The following is a 13,826-nucleotide window of genomic DNA, read 5'->3' as shown; positions in this document are numbered from 1 at the left end:
CGAAAAGGCTCAGCGATGATCGTCTGCCTGCAACGTTCCCAGCCCGCCGCGTCATGAATGCCGACCCGTTCGAACGCATCGCCGCGCTGCAGGCCAGTCGCGACCTGCTGCGCGCCACGATGGATGCGTCCACCGACATGATCCAGGTGTTCGAGGCGGTGCGCGACCAGGCCGGCACGATCATAGATTTCCGCTGGGTGCTGAACAACCATGCTGCCGAGGCGCATTACGGCGAGGTACGCGGCCAACGCCTGCTGGAGCGCAATCCCGGCGTGGTCGCGGAAGGTATCTTCGCAGCCTTCTGCCGGGTCACCGACACCGGCATCGCCGAGCAGGCGGAGCGGCACTACGTCCACGAACAGTTCGACGGCTGGTTCTTCCAGTCTGTCGTCAAGCTGGGCGACGGCGTCGCCACCACGACCAAGGATATCAGTGGCTGGAAAGCCTCGCAGGCCGAGGTCCTGCGCCTCCAGCACGAAATGTCGAGCAACCGCCTCGCCGAAAGCGAAAGCCGCCTTGCCGCCATCTTCGCCAACGCGCCGGTCGGCCTGTCGGAGATCACGCCCGATGGCCGGTTCGTACGCGTGAACGCGGAACTGTGCCGCATCCTCGGCCGGTCGCGCGAGGCGCTGCTGCGCTCGACCATCATCGACGTCACGCATCCCGACGACGTCGAACCCAGCCTGGCGGTGCTGCGCGAAGCGGCAGCGACATGGCGATCGGGCACGCTCGACAAACGATACCGGCGGCCCGACGGATCGGAGGTGTGGGCCAGCAGCACCGTATCGCTGCTGCCGCAGTGGGACGGTGAGTCGCGACGCTTCCTGATCGTCACCGCCGACCTCACCGCGCGGCGGCAGGCGGACGAGGCGATCCGCCGCAGCGAAGCACGCCAGCGCGTGCTGGTGGCGGAGCTGCAGCACCGCACCCGCAACCTGATGGGCGTGGTGCGCGCCATCGCCGACAAGACCGCGCGGGCGAGCACGGACCTCAAGGATTTCCTGGCACGCTATCGCGACCGGCTGGACGCGCTCACCCGCGTGCAGCGCCTGCTGTCGCGTACCGACGAGATCACGCGCGTAACCTTCGACGAACTCGTCCGCACCGAACTCGACGCGGTCGGCGGTGGTCTCGATCGCGTCACGCTCGACGGGCCGGCGGGGGTCGCCCTGCGATCGTCCACGGTGCAGGTGCTGGCCATGGCGCTCCACGAGCTGGCGACCAACGCCGTGAAGTACGGCGCGCTCGGCCAGCCGCAGGCACGGCTCGTTATCCGCTGGCGCCTGGGTGGAGCCGCGGCGGACGGGCGCCCATTGCTGCACGTGGACTGGCGGGAACAGGGCGTGACGATGCCTGCCGCCACGGGGCGGCGGACCACCGGTCAGGGCCGTGAGCTGCTGGAAAAGGCGCTGCCCTATCAACTGGATGCCCAGACCAGCTATGCGATCGGCGCGGATGGCGTCCATTGCACCATCGTGCTGCCCGTGTCCCATCGCACGCGCTGACCGGCTATCGACCGCCCGGGCGCAGCGGGGAGCGGCCCGACATGGGACAACACCCGGATTCCACCATCCAAACGCCGCTTTCACATGAACCATTGCCGCCCAGCTGATTTGATACCGATCAGCAACGAGGCCTTATGATGACGATCAAGCCATGCGAGCAATGCTTCACCGTCGCCGCGGAAGAAGGCCATGTCCTCGTCGAGGGGCAACATGGGCTTGCCGCCACGCTTACCCCCGAGGCCGCGATCGACAGCGCGGACCGGATGCTGGAGGAAGCCTCCACCGCGCTCGGCCAGCGGACCATGGCGCGTGTGAAGCGTGAGGTCGAACGCCGTTAGCGCTGAGTGTCGACACGGAACTTAGCTTTGCGCCAGCGCCTCAGAAGCCGTTGCGGATCACGCGCCACCACCGCCTCAAACGCTGCCACCAGCTTTCGCGCGTCGCTTCACGCCAGCGATCGGAGCCGGAGGAGCGGCGGGCGCGGCGATCGGGCGGGCGGCGGGCCATGGCACGTCATCGGCCGTGCCGGGTGCATGGGCGGTGAACAACCTCGCGTGATCGTCAGCTATCCTGTCGAGCCGGTATCGCACCGCCTGCTCGCTTGCCCGTCCGACCGAAGGCCCTACATAGGCGGGATGGAACGCGACGACGTGGAATATTTGCGCAAGCGCGAGGCCGACGAACGCGCCGCGGCCGATGCGGCAGCGTGCATGGCGCGGACGGCGCACGAGGATCTGGCTGACGAATATGCCGACCGTGCGGAGTTGCTGGCGCAGCAGGCAACCGAGAGCGAAGCGCAATTGGCCGCACTCCTCCACCGCATCGACGGCGACGCGGCACCACGAAGCTGACAGGACGCTGCGGCGGATCGGCGGCAATCCGCTATCTGACAGCCGTGACTATCGTCTGGTGATCGGTACCGAGGCTCGCGCAGGGGTCCGCAGCGGTTCCGACGGGGGCTCGTCCCCCGCCGGGTCGTCGAGCCGCGTGGCGTAGAGGCGCCGCAGGATCAGCGCCAGATCGCGCTCGGTGAGTCGCGACGCCGGGTCGATCATCATCCCCTCCGGCAGGGGCTCCACCCACGCGGCAAGCCGGTTGCAGGCCGCCCCCAATTCGGGATCGAAGCTGTCGTCGAAGTCGGCCATCGCCTCACCCCCTGCCGTAACGATCGATTGTGGCGATCATCGGATGCCGAACCCTGCCCTGCTGCCTTCGCCATCGTCGGTCCGGTCACGCCCGGCCAGCACATTCTCCAGCTCGGCGAGGCTATGCGGCACGTCGAGGTGCTGCGCGCCCAGGAACAGGCGTGTGCCCTCGGCCTGCGGGACGGCATGGGTGAGCTTGTCGATATCCACCAGCGCCTTGCCGTCGGGCAGCATCTCGATCTGAACGAACCGCATCATCGTCTCCCCTGCCGAAGCGGCAGTCGCCGTTACATAGGTGGCGACGGCGGCCGTGCTACTGCCGGATATACCTGAAATACCACACCTCGTGCCCCTGCCGGCGTGCCTTGCGCTCGTAGCGCGTCTCCGGCCAGTCGTCAGGGCGGGTCAGGAAATCGGCGGGCTCGCGTGCGGTCCAGGCGAAGTCGCGACGCTGGTTCATCACCATCATCGACCAGCGACAATAGGTCGGATCGTCGGTGCCCAGCCGGAATTCCGCGCCCGGCTTCAGCTTGGCGGCGATAGCATCGAGCGGTCCGTGGTTGACCATGCGGCGCTTGGCGTGGCGCGCCTTGGGCCAGGGATCGGGATGGAGCAGGTAGACGCGGCTGAGGCTGGCGTCGGGCAGGCGTTCGATCACGTCCAGCGCATCGCCCATGTGCAACCGCACGTTGGCAAGGCCGCCGTCCCGGATATGGCCCAGGGCGCCGACGACGCCGTTGAGGAACGGCTCGCAGCCGATGAAGCCGGTGTCGGGGCGCATCGCCGCCTGGCCGGCGAGATGCTCGCCCGCGCCGAAGCCGATCTCCAGTTCCAGCGGCCGATCCGCGCCGAACAGCCGCGCCGCGTCGAGCGGCCCCGCTTCGGGCACGCTGACCGCGGCCAGCGAGTCCTCAACGAGTGCCGCCTGCCCGGCACGCAGTTTGTGGCCCTGGCGGCGGCCGTAGAGGCGGCGGATGGTGACGGGATCGTTCATGCGCGCGGGCCTTAAACTGCAAAGCGCGCGGGAGCAAAGCGGGCGGGTGAACCGTTGCACCGCCGAAATGGCCGATACCGATTCCGACGACGACCTCAAGGCAGCCGATGCCAAGGACCTGCACCGCACGGTGCGCGAGGAGGGCGAGGAGGAATTACGCCGCCCCGCCATGTCGCTGTTCTGGTCGGGGCTGGCGGCGGGCATCGCGATCAGCGTGTCGCTGCTGGCGGAGGCGGCGCTGCATGCCGGCCTGCCCGACGCCCCGTGGCGGGAGCTGGTCGTCGGGCTCGGCTATCCGGTCGGCTTCCTCGTCGTGATCCTCGGGCGGATGCAGCTGTTCACCGAAAGCACGATCACCGCCATGCTGCCGCTGGTGACGCGGCCGTCCACTTGGGCGCTGATGAAGACGCTGCGGCTGTGGGGCATCGTGCTCGGCGCCAACCTGATCGGCACCGCCATCGCCGCGCTGGCACTCGCCACGGGGGTGCTCGGCGATGCGACGTTGCGCGACGCGGCGCTGGCGGTCTCGGCGCACGTCACCGAATTGTCCGCGGGGCGGACGCTGGTGAATGCGGTGCCTGCCGGGTTCATGATCGCGATCCTCGCCTGGGCGCTGCCCAATGCGCGCAGCCAGAGCGTGCTGGTCATCAGCATCTTCACCTATGTGCTGACGGTCGCCGGCTTCAGCCATTCGATCGTCGGGTCCGACCAGGCGTTTCTGTTGATGTTCACCGGGCGGACCGGCGTGTGGCAGACGCTGATGGAGATCGTCGCGCCGGCGGTGCTCGGCAATCTGATCGGCGGTGCGGGCATCTTCGCCCTGCTCGCCCATGCCCAGGTCCGCGGCGAGATGCCCGAAGGAGACGAGCGTTGAAGAAGAAGGCGAAGAAGGCGGCCAAGGCGCTGGCGCGGGCGGACCGGGACACGACCCATGATGCCGCCCGGCACCGCGACCGGCTGCCGGTGCGCGTCGCCGGTTTCCTGGCCGAGGTCGCCGACCAGCCGCAGCTCATCACCGCCTCCGTCGGCACCATCGCGGCAGGACTCGTCGGCCGCCGGCCCGATCTGGTGCGCGGCGGCGCGCGGATGCTCGCCGCCCACCTGCTCGCCACCGCCGCCAAGACCGCGATCAAGCGATCGATCGACCGCACCCGCCCGGAAAAGGCGCTGGAGGACGGCCGCCACCGGTTCACCTCAGGCGAAAGCCACGATCACGCGCTCAATTCCTTTCCGTCGGGCCATACCGCCGGCGCCGTGGCGGTGGCGCGCGCCGCCTCGCGCGAGATCGACGGTGTCGCCGCTCCGGCCGCGCTCGGCGTCGGCGCGGTGGCCGCGGTCCAGCCGGCGGCGGGCAACCACTACCTGTCGGACGTGATCGTCGGCGGGGCGATCGGCTGGGCGGCCGAGGCGCTGGTGGATGCCGCGTTCGAGCGTTTCGCGCCGCGTCGCTGATCGGCGCGTTTTTACCCGACGTTTACCGCTCCGCGTGAGAAACGGACCGAGCCAGCCATGATCGAAACACCGGAATCCTCGCGCGAAAAGCGCAACAGCGTCATCGTCCGCGCCGCGGTCTATCTGCCCGACGGCAGCCATTCGGAGCGGCGGGTGCGCAACCTGTCGCGCTCGGGCGCCTGCATCGAGCATGACGGCGACGTGCGCAGCGGCACCACCGTCCTCCTCCAGATGGGGCGATTGGACGACCTGACGGCCGACGTGGTCTGGGTCCGCGATCGGCTTGCCGGCCTGCGCTTCCACGAGGCGGTCGACCTCGACGAGGCGCGCAAGTCGCGCGGCATCGCCGTGCCGCCGCGCGCGGGTTGGATGACCGAGATGCGCAACGCCTATGGCCGATGAGCAAAACCCTCCCGCGCCTAAGGGCACGAGAGGGTTATGCGTTCCAGCGGTGAAGCGCCTCAGGCGACGGCGGACTTCAACGCGTCGACCAGGTCCGTCTTTTCCCAGGTGAACAGGTCGCCTTCCGGCTCGCGCCCGAAGTGGCCGTAGGCGGCCGACTTGACGTAGATCGGCGCGTTCAGCTTCAGGTGCTGGCGGATACCCTTGGGCGTCAGGCGAACGAGTTGCGGCAGCACCGCTTCCAGCTTCGCTTCGTCCACGGTGCCGGTGCCGTGCGTGTCGACATAGACCGAGAGCGGCTCGGCGATGCCGATCGCGTAGGAGAGCTGGATGGTGCAGCGCTTGGCGAGGCCCGCCGCGACGACGTTCTTGGCGAGGTAGCGCGCGACATAGGCGGCCGAGCGGTCGACCTTGGTCGGGTCCTTGCCGCTGAACGCGCCGCCGCCGTGCGGCGCCGCGCCGCCGTAAGTGTCGACGATGATCTTGCGGCCGGTCAGGCCCGCGTCGCCGTCCGGCCCGCCGATCTCGAACGCGCCGGTCGGGTTGATATAGACCTTGGTCGCGTCGGTGACGAAGCCGTCCGGCAGCACGCTGGTCAGCACGCCCGTCACATAGGCCTTCAGTTCGTCATATTTGGCGGGGTCGGCATTCTGGCCCTGGAGGCAATAGCCCGCCTTGTGCTGGGTCGAGACGACCAGCGCGGTCGCGCGCACCGGCACGCCGTTCTCGTACTGCAGCGTCACCTGGCTCTTGGCGTCGGGCTCCAGGAACGGCGCCTTGCCCGAATGGCGGTCGGCGGCCATCGTCTCGAGGATCTTGTGGCTGTAATAGAGCGTCGCCGGCATCAGGCCCGGCGTCTCGTCGGTCGCGTAGCCGAACATGATGCCCTGGTCGCCCGCGCCCTCGTCCTTGTTCGAGCCCTCATCGACGCCCATCGCGATTTCCGCCGACTGGCCGTGCAGGTTGTTTTCGAAGGTGAAGGTTTCCCAGTGGAAGCCCGACTGTTCGTAGCCGATCCGCTTCACCGTCGCGCGGACCGCCGCCTCGATCTCGGCGAGCGCGCCCTCGGCCCATTCGCCGTTCTCGTACACGCCCTTGCAGCGGATCTCGCCCGCCAGCACGACCAGGTTGGTGGTCGTCAGCGTCTCGCACGCGATGCGCGCTTCGGCGTCCTTGGAGAGAAACAGGTCGACGATCGTGTCGCTGATCTGATCGGCGACCTTGTCCGGATGTCCCTCGGATACCGATTCCGACGTGAAGATGTAATTGCCGCGCATCACTGCCTCATAACGATATAAAGATGCCTTTATATGTCGCTCCTATCGTGGCCTGCGGCGGATGGCAATCGCGGCAGCGAGGAAGGCGAGCCCGACGATGACCGCGGCCCAATTCCCCAGCCGGCTGAACAGCGTCGGGGGCAGCGCCGGCGGCAGCGGCATGGTGATCGCGCCTGCCGTTTCGTGTGGCACGGTGGCGAGCAGGGTCCCGTCGGCGGCGATCACCGCGCTGATGCCGGTCGGCGTCGAGCGGACGATCGGCAGCCCCTCCTCGATCGCGCGCATCCGTGCCTGAGCCAGATGCTGCGGCGGTCCCCATTTGCCGAACCAGGCATCGGTGGAGGGATTGAAGATCATTCGCGGCCGGTGCGCTTCATCCACCACGTGGCCGGAAAAGATGATCTCGTAGCAGGTCTGAAAGCCGATCGGCCCGAAACCGGGGATGACGAGCGTGCGCGGTCCCGGCCCGGCGTCGAAGTCGAAATCCCCCGGCACCAGCCGCGCGAGGCCCAGCGGCCGCAGCAGCCAGGGCATCGGCAGATATTCGCCGTAGGGCACCAGATGCGCCTTGTCGTAGCGGCCGACGATCCGCGCCCTGGCATCGATCGCGAACACCGAGTTGGACGCGCCCACCACATCGCCCGCCGCGTCGAAGCGCAACGGGGCGTGGCCGGTCAGCAGCACGTCGCGGGGGCCGAGCAATTGCGCCAGCCGCCAGCGGTTGAACAGCGGGCTCTGCCCGTCGTAGATCCAGCGCGGATAGCCGCTCTCCAGATAATCGCGCATGACCCCCTCCGGCCACAACACCAGCCGCGGGCGGGCGCCGGGACGGCCGGACCAGCGGGTTAGCGCCGCCAGCATCAGCTCCTGGTCGTTCTCGCCGCGTGCATCCTGGCCGATGTTGGGCTGGACGACCTGGAGCAGCGGTGCGTCCGGCCGGGAGGGTGGCAGGTGTGAAACACTAGAAAAAGCGGCGAAGATCAGCAGCGGCACCAACTTTCCCGCGAGGCGCCAACGACCATCAGCCGCCAACAGCATGGCTCCCGCCATCAGGATCGTGACGCCCGACAGCGCATAGGTGCCGATCCACGCCGACATCCGCGCCATGCCGATCATCGGCAGCCAGATCACCGCGATCGGGTCCCACGCATAGCCGGTAAACAGCACGCTGCGCAGCCATTCACCGGCGATCCACGCCGCCGCGAACACCAGCACATAAGCCTCGTCCGGCCGCTCCCGCCGCCCGAAGCGCCATGCGACCGCGCTGGCGAACATCGGGAAGATGCCGAGGTACAGCGCCAGCCCGACCGCGGCGAAATAGCCGAGCACCGGCGGCATCTTGTCCTGGAAATCGAAGGCGTGCTGGAACCAGTTGTTGTTGATGGTGAAGTGGCCGACGCCCCAGCACCAGCCGATCCACGCCGCATTGCGCAGGGTCGGTGCGCGCTGCACCAGCCAGGCGAGGCCCGCGAGCCCGACCAGCGTCAGCGGCCATAGCTGCCATGGCGCGAACCCCGTGGCGGCGACGGCGCCGAACAGCAGGGCGACTGGGGCGGGACGGCGGGTGAACAACGCGAGCATGCCGCGCGATGTAATGGGGACGCGACGAAAAGTCCTCCCCGGTACGAAGAGGATCTGGACGCTGGCATCGGCGTCGGCCCTCCCCTATCTCACTCCCATGCCGCTACGCCCGTTCCACCTCGCCTTTCCGGTCCACGATCTTGCCGGCGCGCGCGCCTTCTATGGCGGGACGCTGGGCTGTGCGGAAGGACGGTCCAGCGACCGCTGGATCGACTTCGACCTGTTCGGCCATCAGATCGTCGCCCATCTCGACCCGGCGGCAGGACCGGCGGGCGTCACCAATCCGGTGGACGGCCACGACGTGCCGGTGCCGCACTTCGGCGTGGTACTGACCATGGCCGACTGGCAGGACTTGAGCGAACGCGTCGCCGCCGCCGGCATCCGCTTCGGCATCGCGCCCCACATCCGCTTCAAGGGCGAGGCGGGCGAGCAGGCGACGATGTTCTTCCACGATCCGTCCGGCAATGCACTGGAGTTCAAGGCGTTCGCCGACGACGCCATGCTGTTCGCGACAGAAAAGGACCCCGCATGACCGCGCCGATCGAGATCAACATCCCCCATCAGCTCGGCAAGCAGGCGGTCCGCGACCGGCTGGACGGCGGCATTGGCAAGATCGGCCGGCTGATCCCCGGCGGCGCGCAAGTCGATCATCGCTGGGAGGGCGACACGATGCACTTCACCGTCGGTGCGATGGGCCAGCAGATCGGTTGCCGCGCCACCGTGTCGGACAGCAACGTCCATGCCATCGTCGACCTGCCCGGCTTCCTGGCCCTGTTCGCGGGCAAGATCCGCGACGTGATCCAGCAGGAAGCGCCGAAGCTGCTCAAATAGGGTCGTCCCGCGTACCGCCGAGGGTCGATCATCCCATGTGGCGCTTGTCCAATTTGCGCGCCAGCGTCCGGCGGTGCATGCCGAGGCGCCGGGCCGCTTCGGAGATGTTGAAGTCGGCATCCGCCAGCGTCTGGTGGATATGCTCCCATTCGAGCGTCTTGATCGAGGTGGGCGGGACGGCCGCGATCGTCGCGCCGGCATCGCCGTCGACGCGGGCGAACGCGGCCTCGATGTCGTCGGTGTTGGCGGGCTTGGTCAGGTAATTGGTCGCGCCGAGCTTGATCGCCTCCACCGCCGTCGCGATGCTGGCGAACCCGGTCAGCACGACGATCCGCATCGCCGGATCGAGCGCGTGCAGCGCCGCGACGCAGGCGAGGCCCGACGCACCGCCCAGCCGCAGGTCGACCACCGCATGGTCGGGGCGGAAGCGCGCGACCTCCGCCTCCAGCCCGTCGGGTCCCGGCAGCATCGCGACCGTGTCGCCACGCCGTTCGAACGAGCGGCCGAGCGTGCGGGCGAAATTGGCGTCGTCCTCGACGATCAGCAGCCGCCGGCCGCTCATCGCGATCCCTCCAGCGCCAGGCTGACGAGCGGCAGGCGCAGGATCGTCTCGGCTCCGCCCTCCGGCCGGTTGCGCGCCTGCACGGTGCCGCCGAGCGTCCGCAGCACGTTGGTCGCGAGGAACAGGCCGAGGCCCGCGCCGCGCCGATCCTTGCTGGTGTTGTAGGGGCGACCGAGCGCGGCGAGCACCGCCGCGGGAAAGCCGCTGCCATCGTCCGCCACCGTCAGCACCAGCATCGTCTCCTCCAGCTTCGCGGTCAGCAGGATCGCCGATGCCCCCGCCTCCGCCGCATTGTCGAACAGGTTGGTCAGCGCCTGCGCTAGGGCGCGGTCGGCGACGATGCCGCGATCCTCGCCGAGCCGGTCTTCGAAGGTCACCTGGCCGGGCCAGGCCGCGACGATGCCGCCGAGGAAGCGGCGCAGAGTCGTGCGTTCGGGCGCTTCGCCGGTCACCTCGCCCGCCGCGAACAGGATGCCCGACACGATCGTCTTGCAGCGCATCACCTCTGCCTGCATCTCGTCCACCTCCGCCGCCAGCCGAGGATCGGCACGGATCGCCGCCTCCCCCTTCCAGTCGCCGAGCAGCACCGAGATCGACGACAGCGGCGTGCCGAGCTCATGCGCCGCGCCGCTCGCGAGCAGGCCCATGCGGACGATATGGTCCTCCTCGGCGGCGCGCTGGCGCATCGCGGCAAGGTGTGCATCGCGGCTGCGCAGGTTGGCGGCGATGCGGGTGACGAACAGCACCAGCAGCACCGCCGCCAGCACGAAATTGCACCACAGGCCGATGACGTAGACGGGCGACAGCGTGGTTGCGAACCACGGTGGCAGCGCCAGCGGCGGGCTGAGCCACGCCACCAGGCCGAGCGCCAGCGACGTCAGCCCGACCAGCGCCCAGCTCGACCAGGCGTGCAGCAGCACCGCACCCATCACCACCTGCAACAGGTAGAGCGAGACGAACGGGTTGCTCGCCCCGCCGCTGAGGTAGAGTTGCACGCTCAGCGCCACCACGTCGCAGGCGAGCGTGCCGAACAGCTGGAAATTGGTCACCGGCCAGTGCGGATGACCCAGCCACGTCATGACGTTGAGCATGACCAGCGCCGCCAGCACCACGATCATCGGCGCGATCGGCAGGCGGATGTCGAGACCGTAATGCACGATCAGGATCGTCGCCAGCTGGCCGCCGACCGCCAGCCAGCGCAACAGCACCAGCAGCCGCATGTTGCGCGCCGCCGCGTCTTCGGGCGCGGGCGGCGGCAGGCGGGGCGGCTGGGTCGACATGCCGCCGGTGTAGGTCGGATCGGCGGGAAGAGCGAGCCGCACCTTCCCTATGTCATCCCGATGCACGTCGGGATCCATGGATACGGTCGGCCGTTGGATCGCCTCGCAACAGACCGATCGGGTCCATGGACCCCGGCGTTCGCCGGGATGACGCAAGTGGGGTCTTACCCTGCCAGCTTCGCTGCGGTTTCGGCGATGCGCTTGCCCTGGTAGCGGGCGCCGGCGAGTTCCTCCTCGTGCGGCTGGCGCGAACCGTCGCCGCCGGCGATCGTCGTCGCACCATAAGGCGAACCGCCGCGCACCTCGTCGACGCCCATCTGGCCCTGGAAGCCGTAGTCCAAGCCGACGATGGTCAGGCCGTGATGCAGCAGATTGGTCAGAATCGAGAACAGGGTCGTCTCCTGCCCGCCGTGCTGGCTGGCGGTGGAGGTGAAGGCGCCGCCGACCTTGCCGATCAGCGCACCCTTGGCCCACAGGCCGCCGGTGGTGTCCCAGAAGCTCGCCATCTGGCTCGGCATGCGGCCATAGCGGGTCGGCGCGCCGACGATGATCGCGTCGTAGCCGGCAAGTGCGTCGGGGCTCTCGATCAGCGGATGCGCGGTGTCCGTCTTGAAGTGCGCGGCCTTCACGATCGCCTCGGGCGCCGTCTCGGCGACGCGGCGGATGTCGACCTCGGCGCCGCCCGCACGCGCGCCTTCGGCGACGGCGTCGGCCATCTGCTCGATATGGCCGTAGGACGAATAATAGAGCACCAGAACCTTGGTCATGCGAACGTCTCCGTGGCTTCGAGCGACCCAGATGGCGGCGCGCAGGCCGCGGGTAAACGGAAAGCGTGGAAACCGATCGTTTCCACGCTAAGTTCCTGCCACCACCCGGAGACACCGTTCGCATGCGCCTGCCTGACCTGGAAGCCTGGGCGATCTTCGCCGCCGTCGTCGAGCATCGCTCGTTCAGCGGCGCGGCCGATGCGATCGGCCTCAGCAAGGCGACGGTATCCAAGGCGATCACCCGGCTGGAGGCGCAGATCGGCCAGTCGCTGTTCCACCGCACCTCACGCCACCTCGCCTTGACCGAGGCGGGCAAGCCGCTCGCCGACCATGCCGCGCGCATCCTCGCCGAGGCCAAGGCCGCCGAAGAGGCCGCGCGCGATGCCGCCAGCGCGCCGACCGGCCGGGTCCGGCTGGCCACCCCGATGAGCTTCGGGATCAGCAACGTCGCGCCACTCATCGCCGCCTTCCTGGCCGAGCATCCGGCGGTGGAGATCGACCTCCACTGCTCCGATGCGCGGGTCGACATCGTTGCGGAAGGGTTCGACGTCGCGCTGCGCATCGGCGACCTGCCCGACAGCAGCCTGCGCGCGCGGCGGCTGTGCGATATCGCGGCGCACCTAGTCGCCGCGCCCGCCTATCTCGACGCGCATGGCACGCCGCAGCACCCCACCGACCTCGCCGGCCATCGCGTGCTCGGCTATTCCAATGTCGCCGGCCCCTTGCGGTTCAGCCATGCCGACGGGCGCGAGGTGGCGGTGCGGGCGAGCGGGCCGCTTACCGCCAACAGCGGCGAGGCGCTGCTGCCCGCGCTCGTCGCCGGGCTCGGCATCGTCCGGCTGCCGGGCTTCATCGTCGGACCGTATATCGCTAGCGGCGCGGTGCGCGTTCTCCTGCCCGAATGGGCGCCGGCGCCGATCGGCCTCCACATCCTGACGCCGCCGAGCCCGCTGCGCCCGGCGCGCGTCGAGGCGCTGATCGCCTTCCTGTCCGCCCGCCTGCGCGATCCCTGCGCCACGGCGGCGCAGCCGGGCGCGCCCCTCCCCCATCCAGACGCCGCGCTGGTTGGCGCATAGAGGGCCGCGCGCCCTATCCTGCCCGCGCCACCTGGAAACCGGCGAACGACTGGCTGACCGGCATCAGTTCCAGGCGGTTGATGTTGAGGTGCGCCGGCAGCGTCGCCACCCACAGCATGGTCGCCGCGATGTCCGCCGCCGTCATCGGCTCGGCACCGCGGTACAGTGCATCGGAAGCGGCCTGATCCCCGCCGGTGCGCACGGTGGTGAATTCCGTCTCGACCATCCCCGGTTCGATCGAGGTGACGCGCACGCCCGTGCCATGCAGGTCGGACCGCAGGCCGAGCGAGAATTGCTCCACGAACGCCTTGGTACCGCCGTAGACGTTGCCGCCGACATAGGGGTAGGTCGCCGCCACCGACGACAGGTTGATGATCGCCCCCCTCCGCGCGATCAGCCCCGGCAGCAGCCGGTGGGTCAGGGCGACGAGGCCGGTGACGTTGGTGGCGATCATCGTGCGCCAGTCGTCCATCCGCGCATCCTGCGCCGGCTTCGTACCGAGCGCGAGCCCCGCGTTGTTGACCAGCAGGTCGATCGCCTGCCAATCCGCCGGCAACCCGTCCAGCGCCGCCGCCATCGCCGCATCGTCGGCCACGTCGAACGCGAGGGTATGCACCGCCTCCTCGCCCAGCCTGGCGCGCAACGCATCCAGCCGCTCCGCACGCCGGCCGGTCGCGACCACCCGCCACCCTGCGCCCACGAACGCCTCCGCCGCCGCCGCGCCGATACCGGATGTCGCACCGGTGATGAATGCCGTCTGGGTCATGCTGCCTCTCACGTGTGGGGACAGCCCAGTAGCGCGCGCGATGCGTGCGGTGAAGCCGCCTGTCACCCGCCACGTCGCGGCGATGCCTGCGCACGGGCGCCGAGTGTGGCGCCACCGGCACCGGTTGGGGACTGCCGATCGTCTTTCAACGCACCGGGCGCGGAACGCCTTTCCATGGCATTGAGATT

General features: G+C 69.1%; 18 protein-coding genes. 9 read left to right on the top strand and 9 right to left on the bottom strand.

Going from position 1 to position 13,826, the window contains the following annotated elements; all coding sequences use genetic code 11:
* Positions 1 to 53: 53 nt before the first annotated feature.
* From ACTZQ5_RS07520 to ACTZQ5_RS07510, 3 genes are all read left to right on the top strand, one after another.
* On the top strand, positions 54 to 1,505 hold the full coding sequence (locus ACTZQ5_RS07520) for a sensor histidine kinase (RefSeq protein WP_443584555.1): 1,452 nt from the start codon (positions 54 to 56) through the stop codon (positions 1,503 to 1,505).
* A 137-nt stretch (positions 1,506 to 1,642) separates the two neighbouring features.
* A complete protein-coding gene (locus ACTZQ5_RS07515; RefSeq protein WP_443584554.1) occupies positions 1,643 to 1,843 on the top strand; it encodes a hypothetical protein in 201 nt (66 codons plus the stop codon).
* A gap of 297 nt (positions 1,844 to 2,140) precedes the next feature.
* Positions 2,141 to 2,356: a hypothetical protein gene (locus tag ACTZQ5_RS07510; protein ID WP_443584553.1), complete on the top strand. Its 216-nt coding sequence runs from the start codon at positions 2,141 to 2,143 to the stop codon at positions 2,354 to 2,356.
* A 48-nt stretch (positions 2,357 to 2,404) separates the two neighbouring features.
* Here ACTZQ5_RS07510 and ACTZQ5_RS07505 read toward each other — a convergent pair whose 3' ends face one another.
* From ACTZQ5_RS07505 to trmB, 3 genes are read right to left on the bottom strand one after another with little or no spacing between them, the layout of a single operon-like run.
* Positions 2,405 to 2,650 (bottom strand): hypothetical protein, encoded by a 246-nt coding sequence (locus ACTZQ5_RS07505; protein WP_443584552.1) that lies wholly within the window; start codon positions 2,648 to 2,650, stop codon positions 2,405 to 2,407.
* Between the two features lie 36 nt (positions 2,651 to 2,686).
* On the bottom strand, positions 2,687 to 2,908 hold the full coding sequence (locus tag ACTZQ5_RS07500; protein WP_443584551.1) for a hypothetical protein: 222 nt from the start codon (positions 2,906 to 2,908) through the stop codon (positions 2,687 to 2,689).
* A 55-nt stretch (positions 2,909 to 2,963) separates the two neighbouring features.
* Complete coding sequence (trmB, locus tag ACTZQ5_RS07495; RefSeq protein WP_443584550.1) at positions 2,964 to 3,644, bottom strand: tRNA (guanine(46)-N(7))-methyltransferase TrmB; 681 nt, start codon at positions 3,642 to 3,644, stop codon at positions 2,964 to 2,966.
* Between the two features lie 67 nt (positions 3,645 to 3,711).
* Between trmB and ACTZQ5_RS07490 the strand changes: the two genes are divergently transcribed.
* Genes ACTZQ5_RS07490 through ACTZQ5_RS07480 form a run of 3 tightly spaced genes read left to right on the top strand, consistent with a single transcriptional unit; the run spans position 3,712 to position 5,498 of the window.
* Entirely contained in the window at positions 3,712 to 4,518 is an 807-nt protein-coding gene (locus tag ACTZQ5_RS07490) for a formate/nitrite transporter family protein (protein ID WP_443584913.1), read from the top strand.
* Positions 4,515 to 5,096, top strand: coding sequence for a phosphatase PAP2 family protein (locus ACTZQ5_RS07485; RefSeq protein WP_443584549.1), 582 nt, complete (start codon positions 4,515 to 4,517; stop codon positions 5,094 to 5,096). Before ACTZQ5_RS07490 ends, ACTZQ5_RS07485 begins: the two co-directional genes overlap by 4 nt.
* A gap of 57 nt (positions 5,097 to 5,153) precedes the next feature.
* Positions 5,154 to 5,498 (top strand): PilZ domain-containing protein, encoded by a 345-nt coding sequence (locus tag ACTZQ5_RS07480; protein WP_443584548.1) that lies wholly within the window; start codon positions 5,154 to 5,156, stop codon positions 5,496 to 5,498.
* A gap of 59 nt (positions 5,499 to 5,557) precedes the next feature.
* Here ACTZQ5_RS07480 and metK read toward each other — a convergent pair whose 3' ends face one another.
* Positions 5,558 to 6,775, bottom strand: a complete 1,218-nt coding sequence (gene metK / locus ACTZQ5_RS07475; protein WP_443584547.1) for a methionine adenosyltransferase — start codon at positions 6,773 to 6,775, stop codon at positions 5,558 to 5,560.
* Between the two features lie 42 nt (positions 6,776 to 6,817).
* Positions 6,818 to 8,356, bottom strand: coding sequence for an apolipoprotein N-acyltransferase (gene lnt, locus ACTZQ5_RS07470; protein WP_443584546.1), 1,539 nt, complete (start codon positions 8,354 to 8,356; stop codon positions 6,818 to 6,820).
* A gap of 97 nt (positions 8,357 to 8,453) precedes the next feature.
* Here lnt and ACTZQ5_RS07465 point away from each other — a divergent pair, with 97 nt between their 5' ends.
* The gene (locus tag ACTZQ5_RS07465; protein ID WP_443584545.1) at positions 8,454 to 8,888 is read left to right on the top strand and encodes a VOC family protein; all 435 of its coding nucleotides are present in this window, start codon (positions 8,454 to 8,456) and stop codon (positions 8,886 to 8,888) included.
* The gene (locus tag ACTZQ5_RS07460) at positions 8,885 to 9,187 is read left to right on the top strand and encodes a polyhydroxyalkanoic acid system family protein (protein WP_443584544.1); all 303 of its coding nucleotides are present in this window, start codon (positions 8,885 to 8,887) and stop codon (positions 9,185 to 9,187) included. The genes ACTZQ5_RS07465 and ACTZQ5_RS07460 overlap by 4 nt, the downstream gene beginning before the upstream one ends.
* Positions 9,188 to 9,215: 28 nt before the next feature.
* On the opposite strand, the gene ACTZQ5_RS07455 is transcribed toward ACTZQ5_RS07460, so the two are convergent.
* The 3 genes from ACTZQ5_RS07455 to wrbA all read right to left on the bottom strand — a co-directional run bounded on the left by ACTZQ5_RS07455 (position 9,216) and on the right by wrbA (position 11,796).
* Complete coding sequence (locus ACTZQ5_RS07455; RefSeq protein ID WP_443584543.1) at positions 9,216 to 9,749, bottom strand: response regulator transcription factor; 534 nt, start codon at positions 9,747 to 9,749, stop codon at positions 9,216 to 9,218.
* Positions 9,746 to 11,029 carry an ATP-binding protein gene (locus ACTZQ5_RS07450; protein WP_443584912.1) on the bottom strand — a complete coding sequence of 428 codons (1,284 nt, stop codon included), beginning with the start codon at positions 11,027 to 11,029 and terminating at the stop codon, positions 9,746 to 9,748. The genes ACTZQ5_RS07455 and ACTZQ5_RS07450 overlap by 4 nt, the downstream gene beginning before the upstream one ends.
* A 164-nt stretch (positions 11,030 to 11,193) precedes the next feature.
* A complete protein-coding gene (wrbA, locus tag ACTZQ5_RS07445; protein ID WP_443584542.1) occupies positions 11,194 to 11,796 on the bottom strand; it encodes an NAD(P)H:quinone oxidoreductase in 603 nt (200 codons plus the stop codon).
* Positions 11,797 to 11,918: 122 nt separating this feature from the next.
* Between wrbA and ACTZQ5_RS07440 the strand changes: the two genes are divergently transcribed.
* A complete protein-coding gene (locus ACTZQ5_RS07440; protein WP_443584541.1) occupies positions 11,919 to 12,872 on the top strand; it encodes a LysR family transcriptional regulator in 954 nt (317 codons plus the stop codon).
* Between the two features lie 13 nt (positions 12,873 to 12,885).
* Here the strand turns inward: ACTZQ5_RS07440 and ACTZQ5_RS07435 are convergent, their stop codons facing one another.
* Entirely contained in the window at positions 12,886 to 13,638 is a 753-nt protein-coding gene (locus ACTZQ5_RS07435; RefSeq protein ID WP_443584540.1) for an SDR family NAD(P)-dependent oxidoreductase, read from the bottom strand.
* Positions 13,639 to 13,826 lie beyond the last annotated feature (188 nt).

This window comes from Sphingomonas cellulosilytica (genome assembly GCF_052321755.1).
GTDB lineage: Bacteria > Pseudomonadota > Alphaproteobacteria > Sphingomonadales > Sphingomonadaceae > Sphingomonas.
Note: the sequence above shows the minus strand (reverse complement) of the source record. Positions and strands in the feature narration are given on the sequence as shown.

Coding starts and splice junctions, on each gene's coding strand:
- trmB (WP_443584550.1), bottom strand. CDS start 3,644: ATGAACGATCCCGTCACCATCCGCCGCCTCTACGGCCGCCGCCAGGGC.
- ACTZQ5_RS07455 (WP_443584543.1), bottom strand. CDS start 9,749: ATGAGCGGCCGGCGGCTGCTGATCGTCGAGGACGACGCCAATTTCGCC.
- ACTZQ5_RS07480 (WP_443584548.1), top strand. CDS start 5,154: ATGATCGAAACACCGGAATCCTCGCGCGAAAAGCGCAACAGCGTCATC.
- ACTZQ5_RS07500 (WP_443584551.1), bottom strand. CDS start 2,908: ATGATGCGGTTCGTTCAGATCGAGATGCTGCCCGACGGCAAGGCGCTG.
- ACTZQ5_RS07460 (WP_443584544.1), top strand. CDS start 8,885: ATGACCGCGCCGATCGAGATCAACATCCCCCATCAGCTCGGCAAGCAG.
- ACTZQ5_RS07520 (WP_443584555.1), top strand. CDS start 54: ATGAATGCCGACCCGTTCGAACGCATCGCCGCGCTGCAGGCCAGTCGC.
- ACTZQ5_RS07515 (WP_443584554.1), top strand. CDS start 1,643: ATGACGATCAAGCCATGCGAGCAATGCTTCACCGTCGCCGCGGAAGAA.
- ACTZQ5_RS07435 (WP_443584540.1), bottom strand. CDS start 13,638: ATGACCCAGACGGCATTCATCACCGGTGCGACATCCGGTATCGGCGCG.
- ACTZQ5_RS07450 (WP_443584912.1), bottom strand. CDS start 11,029: ATGTCGACCCAGCCGCCCCGCCTGCCGCCGCCCGCGCCCGAAGACGCG.
- ACTZQ5_RS07510 (WP_443584553.1), top strand. CDS start 2,141: ATGGAACGCGACGACGTGGAATATTTGCGCAAGCGCGAGGCCGACGAA.
- metK (WP_443584547.1), bottom strand. CDS start 6,775: ATGCGCGGCAATTACATCTTCACGTCGGAATCGGTATCCGAGGGACAT.
- wrbA (WP_443584542.1), bottom strand. CDS start 11,796: ATGACCAAGGTTCTGGTGCTCTATTATTCGTCCTACGGCCATATCGAG.
- lnt (WP_443584546.1), bottom strand. CDS start 8,356: ATGCTCGCGTTGTTCACCCGCCGTCCCGCCCCAGTCGCCCTGCTGTTC.
- ACTZQ5_RS07490 (WP_443584913.1), top strand. CDS start 3,712: ATGGCCGATACCGATTCCGACGACGACCTCAAGGCAGCCGATGCCAAG.
- ACTZQ5_RS07465 (WP_443584545.1), top strand. CDS start 8,454: ATGCCGCTACGCCCGTTCCACCTCGCCTTTCCGGTCCACGATCTTGCC.
- ACTZQ5_RS07440 (WP_443584541.1), top strand. CDS start 11,919: ATGCGCCTGCCTGACCTGGAAGCCTGGGCGATCTTCGCCGCCGTCGTC.
- ACTZQ5_RS07505 (WP_443584552.1), bottom strand. CDS start 2,650: ATGGCCGACTTCGACGACAGCTTCGATCCCGAATTGGGGGCGGCCTGC.